At 41.8% G+C, this 14,452-nt stretch carries 10 protein-coding genes; 5 read left to right on the top strand and 5 right to left on the bottom strand.

Going from position 1 to position 14,452, the window contains the following annotated elements; all coding sequences use genetic code 11:
* Positions 1–74: 74 nt before the first annotated feature.
* The gene (gene rpoB / locus HED61_RS03190; protein WP_005469779.1) at positions 75–3,692 is read right to left on the bottom strand and encodes a DNA-directed RNA polymerase subunit beta; all 3,618 of its coding nucleotides are present in this window, start codon (positions 3,690–3,692) and stop codon (positions 75–77) included.
* A gap of 439 nt (positions 3,693–4,131) precedes the next feature.
* Between rpoB and HED61_RS03185 the strand changes: the two genes are divergently transcribed.
* On the top strand, positions 4,132–5,091 hold the full coding sequence (locus HED61_RS03185; protein WP_029487377.1) for a biotin--[acetyl-CoA-carboxylase] ligase: 960 nt from the start codon (positions 4,132–4,134) through the stop codon (positions 5,089–5,091).
* 100 nt (positions 5,092–5,191) lie between these two features.
* On the opposite strand, the gene menA is transcribed toward HED61_RS03185, so the two are convergent.
* The 3 genes from menA to pplA form a co-directional block, all read right to left on the bottom strand.
* Positions 5,192–6,151: a 1,4-dihydroxy-2-naphthoate polyprenyltransferase gene (gene menA / locus HED61_RS03180; RefSeq protein ID WP_029487376.1), complete on the bottom strand. Its 960-nt coding sequence runs from the start codon at positions 6,149–6,151 to the stop codon at positions 5,192–5,194.
* 13 nt (positions 6,152–6,164) lie between these two features.
* Entirely contained in the window at positions 6,165–7,241 is a 1,077-nt protein-coding gene (locus HED61_RS03175) for an FAD:protein FMN transferase (RefSeq protein WP_005469775.1), read from the bottom strand.
* Positions 7,242–7,490: 249 nt separating this feature from the next.
* On the bottom strand, positions 7,491–8,432 hold the full coding sequence (gene pplA / locus HED61_RS03170; protein ID WP_003128866.1) for an extracellular electron transfer flavoprotein PplA: 942 nt from the start codon (positions 8,430–8,432) through the stop codon (positions 7,491–7,493).
* Positions 8,433–8,700: 268 nt separating this feature from the next.
* Between pplA and HED61_RS03165 the strand changes: the two genes are divergently transcribed.
* The 4 genes from HED61_RS03165 (at position 8,701) to HED61_RS03150 (ending at position 12,795) form a co-directional block, all read left to right on the top strand.
* Positions 8,701–10,644, top strand: coding sequence for an NAD(P)/FAD-dependent oxidoreductase (locus tag HED61_RS03165; protein ID WP_005469767.1), 1,944 nt, complete (start codon positions 8,701–8,703; stop codon positions 10,642–10,644).
* 165 nt (positions 10,645–10,809) lie between these two features.
* The gene (locus tag HED61_RS03160) at positions 10,810–11,226 is read left to right on the top strand and encodes a NusG domain II-containing protein (protein ID WP_003128860.1); all 417 of its coding nucleotides are present in this window, start codon (positions 10,810–10,812) and stop codon (positions 11,224–11,226) included.
* 10 nt (positions 11,227–11,236) lie between these two features.
* Positions 11,237–11,797, top strand: coding sequence for a Gx transporter family protein (locus HED61_RS03155; RefSeq protein ID WP_003128859.1), 561 nt, complete (start codon positions 11,237–11,239; stop codon positions 11,795–11,797).
* Positions 11,798–11,808: 11 nt separating this feature from the next.
* Complete coding sequence (locus HED61_RS03150; protein ID WP_003128857.1) at positions 11,809–12,795, top strand: polyprenyl synthetase family protein; 987 nt, start codon at positions 11,809–11,811, stop codon at positions 12,793–12,795.
* Positions 12,796–12,955: 160 nt separating this feature from the next.
* Here the strand turns inward: HED61_RS03150 and gor are convergent, their stop codons facing one another.
* A complete protein-coding gene (gene gor, locus HED61_RS03145) occupies positions 12,956–14,302 on the bottom strand; it encodes a glutathione-disulfide reductase (RefSeq protein WP_003128856.1) in 1,347 nt (448 codons plus the stop codon).
* Positions 14,303–14,452 lie beyond the last annotated feature (150 nt).

Genomic DNA, 14,452 nt, shown 5'->3' with positions numbered 1-14,452 from the left:
ATTTCATGGACATATCCGATAGAACACGAGGTTGAGACCTCCGTCTGATTTTGACGGGTGTCCCCTCGTTTCTATTATTGCAAGCGATCTTCTGCTGTCTCGATTTGTTGGTTCAAATCATCGGCGGCATTTTTAGCTTCTGTTTGTGCTTGTTGCTCAATTTCACGAGCATTTTGTTGTTCGGCAAATTTTGTTAAGGCGTCCACGGTGATCAAGTCATCATCGTCATCATCCATATCACGCAATTCAATCTCTGCATCATCAATGTCTAAGACACGCATGTCTAAACCAAGTGATTGCAATTCTTTGACTAATACGCGGAATGATTCTGGTACGCCTGGTTTTGGAATTGGTTCCCCTTTAACGATCGCTTCGTATGTCTTCACACGACCAACAACGTCATCTGACTTGTACGTCAAGATCTCTTGCAAGGTATAAGCAGCACCGTATGCTTCCAGTGCCCAAACTTCCATTTCCCCGAAACGTTGTCCACCAAATTGTGCTTTACCACCCAATGGTTGTTGCGTAACCAATGAGTATGGTCCAATTGAGCGGGCATGTAATTTATCATCGACCATGTGGGCCAATTTGATCATATACATGACACCTACGGAGATTCGACCATCAAATGGTTCTCCAGTACGGCCATCATACAAAACGGTTTTGGCGTCGCTAGCCATGCCGGCTTCTGCAACTGTTGCCCAGACATCTTCATCGCTGGCACCATCAAAGACTGGTGTAGCAACGTGGATTCCTAATTGGCGGGCAGCCATTCCTAAGTGTAATTCCAATACTTGTCCAATGTTCATCCGTGAAGGCACCCCTAATGGGTTCAACATGATATCAACTGGTGTACCGTCTGGTAAGAAAGGCATGTCTTCTTCTGGCATAATGCGAGAAACGACCCCTTTGTTTCCGTGACGGCCGGCCATTTTATCCCCTTCATGGATTTTCCGTTTTTGAACGATATACACGCGAACGAGCATATTGACACCTGGTGACAATTCATCGCCAGCTTCGCGGGTAAAGATTTTCACATCATGGACGATTCCACCACCACCGTGAGGTACGCGCAGAGAAGTATCGCGGACTTCGCGGGCTTTTTCACCAAAGATTGCATGAAGCAAGCGTTCTTCTGCAGATAGTTCCGTTACCCCTTTAGGCGTTACTTTACCAACCAACAGATCGCCATCTTTGACTTCCGCACCAATGCGGATGATACCCATTTCGTCTAGATCTTTCAATGCGTCTTCCCCGACATTCGGGATTTCACGAGTGATTTCTTCAGGTCCTAATTTTGTATCACGAGCTTCTGATTCATATTCTTCAATATGCACAGAAGTGTAGACATCATCTTTCACCAAACGGCGGCTCATGATGATGGCATCTTCATAGTTGTACCCTTCCCAAGTCATGAATGCGACTAGAACGTTTTGTCCTAATGCCATTTCACCATTTTCCATGGATGGGCCATCTGCAAGGATGTCGCCTTTTTCTACTTTTTCGCCAAGGGCTACAAGTGGGCGTTGGTTGTAACTTGTTCCTGAGTTAGAACGACGGAATTTCGTTACCGAATAAACATCTAATGCGCCATTGTCGCGACGAACGCGAATTTCAGCAGCATCCACATATTCGACGATTCCATCTTGTTTACACAATAATGCAGCACCTGAGTCATGGGCTGATTTGTATTCCATACCAGTACCAACCCATGGTGATTTAGGGTTGATCAATGGAACTGCTTGCCGCTGCATGTTGGCACCCATCAAGGCACGGTTGGAGTCATCGTTTTCCAAGAATGGGATACAAGCTGTTGCGACTGCGACTACTTGTTTAGGTGAAACGTCCATGTAGTCCACTTTGTCGATCGACACTTCTAAGTTTTCAGAAGTCGCACGAGCCATAACAACATCATTCACGAATGTACCGTCTTCATTCAGCAAACTGTTTGCTTGGGCAACGACGTAATGGTCTTCGATATCTGCAGTCAGATAGTCGATTTGATCTGTCACACGGCCAGTCTCCCGATCAACACGACGATAAGGGGTTTCGATAAAGCCATATTTATTGACTTTGGCATAAGACGCCAAGCTATTGATCAACCCGATGTTCGGTCCTTCAGGCGTTTCGATCGGACACATCCGGCCATAGTGGGAATAGTGAACGTCCCGTACTTCATATCCAGCACGGTCACGCGTCAAACCACCAGGTCCTAAGGCTGATAAACGACGTTTATGGGTCAACTCACCCAATGGGTTGGTCTGGTCCATGAACTGTGACAACTGAGAAGAACCAAAGAATTCTTTGATACTTGCTACAACAGGACGAATATTGATCAATTGTTGCGGTGTCAATGTTTCTGTGTCTTGGATTGACATCCGTTCACGAACGACACGTTCCATCCGAGCAAGTCCGATTCGGAATTGATTTTGCAATAATTCCCCAACTGAACGAATGCGGCGGTTTCCTAAGTGGTCGATATCATCAACATTGCCGATACCTTCCATTAAATTGAAGAAGTAGCTCATAGAAGCAATGATATCCGCTGGACGTACTGTACGAACGGTCGTATCTGGATAGCCATTACCGATAACATTCACTTCTTGTTCTGGATCTTTTGGTGAAAAGACTTTGATGACTTGAACAGTCATTGGTTCTGTAACAACACCGTCTTCTGATGGGTAGTAAGTAACACTATTTAAACCATTATCGATAAAGGCACCTAATGTTTCCATCACTTGGTGAGTCAACACAGTTCCTTTTTCGACGATGATTTCGCCAGTTTCAGGATCAACCAATGTTTCTGCTAATGTCAAATTCAATAGACGTGTTTTCAAGTCTAATTTTTTGTTTACTTTGTAACGACCAACATTTGCTAAGTCATAGCGTTTTGGATCGAAGAAGCGAGCATTCAACAAGCTGCGTGAGCTGTCAGCCGTTTTGGGTTCGCCTGGACGCAGACGTTCGTAAACATCTTTCAGTCCTTCTTCTGTCCGAGAGTCGCTTGCATTTTTGTGCAAGTCTTTTTCGATTGTGTTGCGTAACGAATCACTGTCTCCAAAAATTTCAAAGATCGTGTCATCTGAACCAAACCCTAAGGCACGCACTAACACAGTCAAAGGAATCTTCCGAGTACGGTCAATACGTACATAAGAGATGTCTTTCGCATCTGTCTCCATTTCTAACCACGCACCGCGGTTAGGGATCACAGTTGAGCCGAATCCTTCTTTTCCGTTCTTATCGACTTTCCCATGGAAATAAACACCTGGTGAACGGACTAACTGAGAAACGATGACCCGCTCTGCCCCATTGATGATAAACGTACCTTGTTCCGTCATTAATGGAAAATCGCCAAAGAAGACTTCTTGTGACTTGATTTCGCCAGTTTCACGGTTTGTTAAACGCAATGTGACATGCAAAGGTGCCGAATAGTTGGCATCATGTGCACGAGCTTCTTCCACTGTATACTTAGGTTCTTTCAATTCATAGTCTACAAATTCTAGGGACAAATTGCCGTTAAATCCTTCGATTGGCAAAATATCTTCAAACATTTCTCTTAGGCCCTCATCTAAGAACCATTGGTAAGAGTCGGTTTGAATTTCAATCAAATTCGGTAATTCTAATACTTCACTGATCCGTGCGAAACTTCTACGTTCGCGGTGCTTTCCGTATTTTACTACGTGTCCAGCCAAGCTCTTCACCTCTTCATAAAGTCTTTCAAAAAGGCTATCCGATTATTTACAAAACTGTAACAAATATTAAATATATATTACAGAAAGCATTTTTTGCGGCTTTTAGGCAAAAAAAAACCAAAAATAGAACGGATGCATTGGGCATTTTCTACTTTTGTTTCCTTATTCCCAAGCCGAAACGGACAATATTTCGTTTCTGCTTTTTTCTTTCAGATAGTTTTTGCAACTCCTTATTATACAGATGAAGCACATTGATGTCAAGCTTTCATTGAAAGTTGCAACGCTTTTCCGATGCATGCAAATTCTAAGTTTTCTTTAAGAAAGGATTCTCTAAAATTAGAAAAAATGACGAGAAATTTCTTTGCATTTTCTTGTTTTCTTGCTATGCTAGCAAAAAAAGCATGAGCGTTACACGTGAAACATTTTGAAAGGAGCAACTATGACAACTAGAGAAAAGATTTTGGCATTGTTGCAACAAGAAACCTCCGTTTTATCCGGAGAAAAAATTGCCCAAAAATTGGACATATCACGGACTGCCGTCTGGAAAGCGATTAAAGAATTAGAGAAAAAAGGCTACCGCTTTGAACATTCAGCCAGCGGCTATCGCTATTTATCAGCAGATCGTTACGAACAACGCGCGTTACAGGAAGCACTGCCGATGGTAGCAACGATCCAGATCGCTGACCAAGTTGAGACCACGATGAAAGAAGCAAAGCTAGCTGCTTTATCTGAACTTGCGACTCCGGCTCTATTTTTAGCAGAAACACAGGTAGGCGGGCATGGTCGATTCAATCGTCCTTTCTTTTCACCCAAAGGAAAAGGAATCTATATGAGCTTATTGCTGAAGCCAAATCATACCTTCAGCGAGTTGCCTCAATACACATTATTGGCAGCGGTAGCTGTGGCACAAGCAATCGACGAGTTGACCGGCAAAGAAACACAAATCAAGTGGGTCAACGATATTTACTTAGAAGGAAAAAAAGTCTGCGGTATTTTATCTGAAGCCACTAGTGACTTTGAAAGTGGCCGCATCGCTTCGATCGTCATCGGCATAGGCATCAACTTTGCGATCCCTCAGACAGCTTTCCCAGAAGATATCCAGCAAAGGGCAACCTCTCTCTTTCCAACTGGGGAAGCTCCTGTCAATCGTGCGCGCTTGATCGCAGCAGTATGGACACGCTTCTTTGACTTGTTGGATCAATTACCGGCTGATGATTATCTAACTATTTATCGTCAGAAATCATTTGTTCTTGGTAAAACCGTTTGCTTCACACAACAAGGCATCCGCTATGAAGGAGTCGCAGAGTCCATCACTGCTACTGGTGAATTAGTGGTTCGGACAACAGATGATGTCAAAGTCCTTTCTTCTGGTGAAATCAGTCTGGAGAAATATTCTTAGCAGCATTTTTTTCAAAAAACCAAACAAAGACCCGTCAGATCAAGAAAGACTGCTCTTACGATGCAGCCATTCTTTGTCTGACGGGTCTTTGTCTTGCTATTTAGTGAACGAGCATTTGCCAGATCAGGCATAAAATTAGGCCTAGAGCATAGCTACTGTTAAATAAAATCATGTTTTTGATTGAATAACCAAAGCTTCTTGGGTGCGGCAAACTTGCTTGATGCTCTTTCAAGTTTTGGCGAATCTTCGGTAAGGTTAGAAAGACGAGTAAGATCGGCCACTGATAAAGACCAAACAAAAATCCGATCAAAATCGCACCGTAGGATGCCAGCATCAATCCTTGGAAAAGATGAATGCCGTTGGTCCGACCAATGTAATAAACCAATGTGTACCGGTGGTTCTCAATATCTGTTTCTAAATCACGCAAGTTATTTGCCAACATAATATTGGCAATCGTAAATACAAGGGGCAAGGATGCTAATACAATGGCACATACCGCCCACAGATGACCCACTAATCCGAAGGTTCCGGTCGCAAAATCAATGTCTAAATAAAAAACTTTTTGTGTGACAGTGTTCAGATAGATGGTGATGGCAAAAATACCTAATCCCATCGTCACTCCACTAAAGACTTCCCCCAATGGCATCCGAGATAAGGGAACCGGCCCAAAGGTATAAAACACCCCGATAAAGCATACGACTAATCCCATCAGCAATAAAAGCCAGCCTGTCATCCAAGTCAGATAAAGACCGATCAACAACGTCAGCGCCAACATGCCAAAAATCATGTTCCGTACAAGGGTTTCGGGAATCTTTTCCCGACCGATCACATTTTGTTCATACTTATAAACCTTAGACTTTGCTTTTTTGAAATCCATGTAGTTATTGATCGATGTTGTCGTTAAATCAAACAAGATCATCCCTACAAAAAATATAATGGTGTTCAATGGATGGAATTCATGGAAGTATACGAGAGAAAACAAGATTCCCATAATAAACGGAAAAATACTTGCAACCTTAGTCCGAATCTCAACAACTTCTAAAAATACTGCAAGAGACACAAGATCCCTCCTCTTATTTTAAATCGGCACGATCGCCCATCGTGTAACCTGATTCTTCAGACAGCTTAAAGGTATCTTTGATTCCATCCGTAACATAGACGATCCCTTCTTTCGTGATGAAGATCGCATCTGTTCCTTTGTCGGTGTGCTGCTCGATATATTCTAAACCAGCTTTGATCCCTTTATCAAAAACCACCGTCGTCAAACCATCGCCATCGATCGATTTATCTGTGATCACAGATACACTGGCAATGTCATTGTCATACGGATACCCTGTTTCTGAATCAAAGATATGGTGATAGGTTTTGCCGTCGACTTTCAAATAGCGTTCATAGATTCCTGAAGTGACCACCGTTTTGTTGGTTTCTTTGATACTGCCAATAATGGAACCGCGGGCTTCGTTGGGATCTTGGATCCCCACATTCCAAGGTTCGTCTTCACCACGATTGCTATGTCCTAACACATAGACATTGCCGCCTAAGTCAACGATTGCCGAGGTAACCCCTTGTTCCTTCAATACTTTGACTACTTCATCCGTGATATATCCTTTAGCGATCGCTCCTAAGTCAATGATCATATCTTTGTCTTTTAAATAGACGGTCTTCTCATCATCATTGAACTCAACTTTCCGATAATCGATATGTTTTAGTGCTTCATCAATTTCCGATTGTTCCGGTTTGCGAGCATCATCAAATCCAATCCGCCACAATTGGGTGATCGCACCGATAGCCATATTGAACCCGCCATTAGATTTTTTGCTATAGTCATAGGCATCCTTCAATAGAAAATAAATATCATCAGAAACTTTGACTGGTTTGATTCCAGCTTGGGCATTGATCTCGTCAACTTCTGATCCTGCTTGGTTGATCGTAATCTTGTCTCCCAATTCTTTGATGCGGGCAAACGCTGGTTTCATCGCAGATTCTTTGCCTTCATCGTAAATTCTGATGCGTGTATACGTGCCTAATAAAAATTCTTCTTGAAAATATGGTTCGTCTCTTAATTGAACAGTTTCTTTTTCACTGCCGCAAGCGGATAATATTGTGATAAAAAAAACAATCAATGCAAAAAACGGTAATTTCTTTTTCATGGTCTTCCTCTTTTCTGTTGTATTCAATTTTATTATAATAGCTTTTTTTTTCTAAAATGAAAAGGGTTGGCGCCAGAATCTTAGTTTCTTTTGCGATTCTTTAATCTCTTCTGTTTCTTTATCAGACAGAGGGAGTCCACGTAGGAAGGTTTTCTACTAGAATTTTTTTATTATTGGTAGGTTATTTAGCGCTTTTGAACATAAAAAAAGCGGTACTCTACATCAGAATACCGCTTGTTCATTTATGAATTATTCAGTGACGATGTTGTCCACTTGGATAGGTGTTTCGTCCCCTTTTTCTGCTGCGTTCAACAATTGTTGTGCATAGATCACGAAGCTGTGGAAGCTGTGTGTCGCACCAGAAACAACATCCATATCAGCAACTGAACCATCTTCAGCATTTACTGCTGTCACGAATGCTTCGTTGAAGTTTGGAATAAATTCTTCTGGGTTTGTACCAGATTTTGCTTTCATGTTTTCGTTGTATTCCGCATCATCTTTTTTAGATTTGCCATCTTCGTTAACATAGTCATAGTTAGATTCAGACACTTTGCCGTCTTTGACAGTGATTGAGAATGCTACACGGTAGCCATTTGAATAGTTCTTTTCTTCTAAGCTATACGTACCATCTTTCAAGTCTGCACCGTTGTCGATCTCGATTGTATCTGTGTTGCCTGCTTGAGCAGCTTGGATCAATTGTTGTGCATAGTTTTGGAATGAATCGAATGAGTGTGTCGCACCAGAAACAACTTCAATTGCTGAAGGGCTTTGTGCCGCAACCAATTCTTCATTGAATTTAGGAATAAATTCTTCTGGACTGATTCCTGCTTTGGCTTTCATGTTTTCGTTGTATTCCGCATTTTTTGTTTTTGATTCGCCGTCTGCATTGATGTTGTCATATTTAGATTCAGTGATTTTGCCATCTTTAACAGTGATTTCAAAAACTACGCGGTAATCATTTGAATAATTTTTTTCTTCTAATTTATATGTGCCATCTTGCAATGGTGCTCCTGCGACTACTTTCGCTTCTGATTCAGAAGTTGCTGTTGCTGATTCGCTGCTAGCGACTTGTGAAGTACTTTCTTTTGTTGACGAAGAAGCTGACGTGTTGTTGTCAGATCCACAACCTGCTAATACTAACGCTGAGAATGAAAATACCGCCATACCTACCATTAATTTCTTTGCTTTCATAATGCTCCACCTTTTACTAATTATTTTCCCACAAAAAAAGTTTGTGATTCATCTAACATTTTAAAGTAAATTAGAAATATGTCAACCGCTTCCCTATAGCTTTTGTGAATATTTTTGAACTTTTTTTGATTTTCGCAAATTTTCACGAATTTCATGAAATATCGTATTTTCCTATCAGAAAAGTTAGACAAACGATGGATTTCTATATATAATAGGAACGATTGTGTATTTATTATCATAGATTATTTTTTTTAAGGAGAGATTTGCAATGGCAAAGAAAAGCATTGTCGTTGTCGGTGCAGGCTATGCCGGTGTTTCAGCAACCAAGTACATGGCAAAAAAATTGAAAAAAGACAATGATGTAGAAATAACATTGATCGATCGTCACTCTTATCACACCATGATGACCGAACTGCACGAGGTTGCCGGGGGACGTGTCGAGCCGACCGCAATCCAATATGACTTGCAACGTTTGTTTTCACGTAAGAAAAATGTTCGCTTAGTAACCGACACGGTAACTGCTATCGATAAAGAAAAGAAAGTCGTACAAACAAAACAAGGCAGCTATTCCTTTGATTACTTGATCTTAGGTATGGGTGGCGAACCAAATGACTTCGGCACTCCAGGAGTAAAAGAACATGGATTTACTCTATGGTCATTTGAAGATTCTGTTCGCATTCGTGAACACATCGAAAAAACTGTTGCTAAAGCAGCAATCGAGCCTGATGCAGCACTTCGTAAAGCAATGTTGACTTTCGTTGTCTGCGGTTCTGGCTTTACCGGTATTGAAATGATCGGTGAACTGATCGACTGGAAAGAGCGTTTGGCTGAAGACTACAAATTGGATCCAAGCGAAATCACGTTGAAAGTGGTCGAAGCAATGCCTACGATCCTTAACATGTTGGATCGTAACGATGCTGCCAAAGCAGAACGCTACTTGAAACAAAAAAATGTCGAATTAGTTCTGAACGCACCAATCGTTGAAGTGGCTGAAGATCACATCAAATTAAAAGATGGTTCAACGATCCCAACTTATACACTGATTTGGACAGCTGGTGTGAAAGGAACGAGCGACGCTGCAGACTTTGGTCTAGAAACTGCTCGCGGTTTCCGCCTTGTTGCTAACGAATATATGGAAGCAAAAGGTTATGAAGACAAAAATATCTATATCATTGGTGACTTGGTCTTCTATGAAGAATTTCCAAATACACCAACACCACAAATCGTTCAAGCCGCTGAACAAACTGGTCATACAGCTGCATCAAATATCGTCGCAGCGATCAAAGGCGGCGAAAAACACAAATTTAAAGGAAATTACCAAGGATTCATGGTATCGATTGGCGCTAAATGGGGCGTAGCCAACTTATTCAATAAGATTCACCTTAGCGGTTTCTTAGCAATCATTATGAAACATATCGTCAACTTGAAATACTTCTTTGACATTCGTTCTGGCTACTACATGTTCCAATACTTGATGCATGAAATCTTCCATATCAAAGATGATCGGACAGTGGCGCGTGGTCATACTTCACGTTACGGAAACGTTCTTTGGAGTGTTCCACTGCGAATCTTCTACGGTCTGGTATGGTTTGTTGAAGCTTTCAAGAAAATTCTAGGTACAAATGGTGAAGTCTTTAAGCCAGGAACATGGTTTGGCGAAGGTTCTTGGTTCCAAGGAAACAGCGTATTCCCTTGGACTTGGGAATATCAAACTGTTGCTGATGCAGCAAGCGGCGCGAGTGAAGCAGCTGACGCTGCCAGTGCGGCAAGCGGTGCAGGCGATGCTGCCGGCGCAGCAGCAACCCAAGCAGCTCACTTTGGTTTAAGTTATGCCTACGGCGAACAACCAATGGTCGTGATCGAAAAATCACCAGATTGGTTTACAAAAGTGATGCAATTTATTATGCCTAACAACGATGTAGCAATGTTCTTCCAAAAATTCATGGTCTTCTTTGAAATTGCTTTAGCTTTAGCATTGATGGCTGGTTTGTTTACTTGGTTAGTGAATGCAACGACAATTGTTTTAGTCTTGACATTCTGTATGTCAGGTATGTTCTATTGGGTTAACATTTGGTTCATCCCAGTAGCCTTTGCATTAATGAACGGTTCTGGCCGTGCCGTTGGTTTGGATCGTTGGGTGATCCCATGGTTACAACGTACACTTGGTAAATGGTGGTACGGTACACCGCGTTCCTTATACGGTAAAAAATAATCGCTTTTTAAACGAGACTGAGGCAGCCTGATCCTTTGATCAATGTCTCAGTCTCTTTCCAAGTTAAGCACTTTTTTATCTACTAGAAAAACCTTCTCTTAAAAGTAGTAGAAAACCAGCGGATTATGCTAGAATGAGACACAGAACTTCAAAGGAGTCTTTCTGATGAAAGTAAAAGAATTTATCCGTCGTGCCCACCTGAAGCCTTGGGACGGGGTCATCATTCTGGTACTGATACTTAGCTCGTTTTTACCAATTTTGATTTTTGGGCAATCACAAAGTACCCCTACTGCCGCCAAACAAGCTGTTTTGCGAGTTGATGGCAAGGAGATCAAAGAGTTTGATTTGATCGAAGGACAAGATAGCTACACGTATCGATACGAAGATCCAGATGGTGATTACAATCTCATTGAAATCGCTGGTGACCGCATCCGCATCAAAGAAGCTGACTGTGGCGATCAAATTTGCGTCCGCCGCGGCTGGGCCTCAAAAAATGGCGAAACAATCGTATGTTTACCACATAAATTAGTGATCGAAGTTCGTGCAACAGATGGGAGTGAGACAGACGATCTAATCTACTGATCGTGATACTATGAGTCGTTTACAGAAAATCATTTTCATCTCATTATTAGTTGCTCAAGGAGTCGTTATCGGTTTGATTGAAAATATGATTCCGTATCCTTTTGCCTTTGCTCCCGGAGCTAAATTAGGTTTAGCCAATCTGATCACGATCATTGCTTTGTTCACTATGCCTAAACGAGACAGTTTTTTGCTGATATGGCTACGTTTAATCTTAACTACACTCTTAGGCGGAACTGTTTCAACATTCTTATATAGTATGAGTGGTTCACTTTTGAGCTATTTCGGTATGTTGCTAGTAAAACAACTAGGACCTAAGCGCGTCAGCATTATCGGGATCAGTGCAGCTGGTGGTTTTTTACACAATGTTGGCCAATTGGTCACAGCTTCTTGGATTGCTCAATCCTGGAGTGTCATGCTTTACCTACCCGTTCTCGCATTTTTCGGTATTCTATCAGGGATCGCCATCGGCATCGCCGCCAACTATCTTTTGCAAAGAGTAGACACATTACGGCGATTTCAGCTTGATTATGAACGGCAAACCAATGTCAAGTGGCGTTCTGATTCAAAATAAAGGAGTCATTTATGAAACTTCATCCAATGTGGCAAGCATATCCTGCGTTGCAAAACGATTTATCTGAATCGCTGCAATTAATGGAACAATCCTTGAAACTAAAAAATAAAGCAGTAGAACAAGCGATATTAGCGATGATCCATTCTGGCGGCAAGATGCTCCGCCCGGCCTATCAGTTGTTGTTCTCTGAATTCGGAGAAGAGAAAGATTCTCAAAAAGCAGTAGCACTATCCGCAGCGATCGAAATGCTCCATACTGCTTCACTGATTCATGATGATATTGTTGATCAAGCCGATACTCGGCGAAGCTTGCCTACTATCCGTGCACAATTCGGTAATGATGTCGCCGTTTACGCGGGTGATTATCTCTTTGTATGCTGTTTTAAACTACTGGCGGATTACGCTGGTTCTCTCAAAAGTCTGCAAATCAATTCTCGCAGCATGGAAACAATTTTAGCTGGAGAATTAGGACAAATGAGCAAACGCTACGACCTGAATGTGACGATTGAGGACTATCTGGAAAACATTTCTGGTAAAACAGCTGAACTGTTTGCTCTAAGCTGCTTTATCGGGGCTTATGAAAGTGGGGCTTCTCTACGTTTAGCCAATCAGGCAAAAACGATTGGTCAATCCATCGGGTTAGCATTTCAAATCATGGACGATATCCTTGATTACAGCCAAAGCGAAAGTGCCTTGGGTAAGCCTGTCCTTGAAGATGTCAAGCAGGGGGTCTACTCACTGCCGTTGTTGTTGGCACTGAAAAAAGAGCGGGCAGTGCTAACACCATTACTGGAGAAAAAAGCCGAGATGACCGATCAGGAAGCGCAGCAAGTCTACCAAATCGTTCACAACAGCCATAGCGTTGAAGAAGCACATCAATTAGCTGCTCGTTATACAAAAAAAGCCCTGCAAGGAATCAAGAAATTACCTGATCCTGGAAAAAATACCAAAGACTATTTGTATCAGATCACAAACCAAATCCTAGCTCGCACAAATTGAGTGGTTTTTCTATAAATAATAGTTTGATAAGTGATTTAGAGGTAGCTGCTTTCAACTAGCTGTCTTTCAGACAAAAAAGAACGATCTCCGATTGATTAGACGACACGTCTTCTATAATCGGAGATCGTTCTTTTTCTTTACTTCACTTTCTCTTGACTGTTTATCGCATTGTAACGAACTCTTCTGCTCCAGTCGGATGGATTGCAACGGTATTGTCGAAATCTGCCTTAGTTGCTCCCATTTTGATGGCGACGGCGAATCCTTGCAGCATTTCATCAACACCAATTCCAATACCGTGTAGACCAATGATCTTCTCTTCTTTTCCTAAACAAACAAGTTTCATTTCACATTTTTGACGATAGTCATTCAATGCAAAGTACATTGGTGTAAAGCGTGAATGATATACTTTGATTTCTTCTTCGCCATATTTTGCGATTGCAGCTTCTTCTGAAAGACCGATCGTTGCAATTGGTGGGTGCGTAAAAATGACTGTCGGCACCAGATCATAATCTAAATGTGCCTCAGTTTGACCATTGAACAATCGTTCAGACAAGCGACGACCCGCTGCAATCGCTACTGGCGTCAACTCTAATTTGCCGATCACATCTCCAACTGCAAAGATCGATTCAGCAGTCGTATTTTGGTACTTATCAACAATGACAAAGCCTTTTTCATCTAGAGAGACATCTGTATTTTCCAAACCAAGGTGTTGGGTATTGGGCACTCGTCCCCCAGCAAACAATACACAGTCCCCCGTCAGTGTTTGACCATTTTCAAAGAAAACCGTATATTGTCCATCACGTTCTTCGATCCTTTCAGCTACATAGCCGGAATAAAGGTCCATTCCTGCTTCTCGATAAATTTCTACTAAATTATCAGTTAACATATGATCAAACGCCCGTAATGGACGTTCTTTACGATAAGCCCAAGAAACGTGACTGCCAAATTGCTGACTCATTCCGCTAAGTTCTGCCGCAATGTACCCTGCTCCTAAGACGATCATTTCTTTAGGCACTTCTTCTAAGGCAAAAAAGCCATTGGAATCAATCGCATGTTCACCACCAGGAATCGACATGACACTAGGTTTTCCTCCTGTAGCAATTAAGATCTTTGGCGCTCTGTATTCTTGTCCATCGACCGTCACAGTATGGTTATCCACAAACTGTGCATAACCGTGGATAACTTCTACTCTGTTGCTATCTAAGCCTTTTTGATATGCTGTGTGTAAAAAATCAATATATTTTTCACGGTTATCCACAAGTTGCTTGAAATCAAATTTATCCACATGTGGATAAATACCATAGCTCGTGGCATCACGCTTAATCATTTCTAACATTTCACTTGCTTGCCACATCACTTTTTTGGGTACACAGCCCACATTGACACAAGTACCCCCCAGCTCATTGCCTTCAATCAATAAAACTTTGGCTCCATGCATTCCTGCACGGTTTGCAGAAGCAATCCCGCCACTGCCACCGCCAATCACTATGTAATCATACTCTTGCATTATTGGTCTCCTCCTTAGGAACAACTTCATTTTGGTGTATATCGAAGGATTTTTCAAATCTTACAAAAAAATGCGACAGAAAGCACCGAGTCAATGATAAAGGGAGAGGAACATAACATGTACGAAATTCAAACTCGCTTTTAGCACAGT

The organism is Enterococcus gallinarum (assembly GCF_021496385.1).
GTDB lineage: Bacteria > Bacillota > Bacilli > Lactobacillales > Enterococcaceae > Enterococcus_D > Enterococcus_D gallinarum.
Note: the sequence above shows the minus strand (reverse complement) of the source record. Positions and strands in the feature narration are given on the sequence as shown.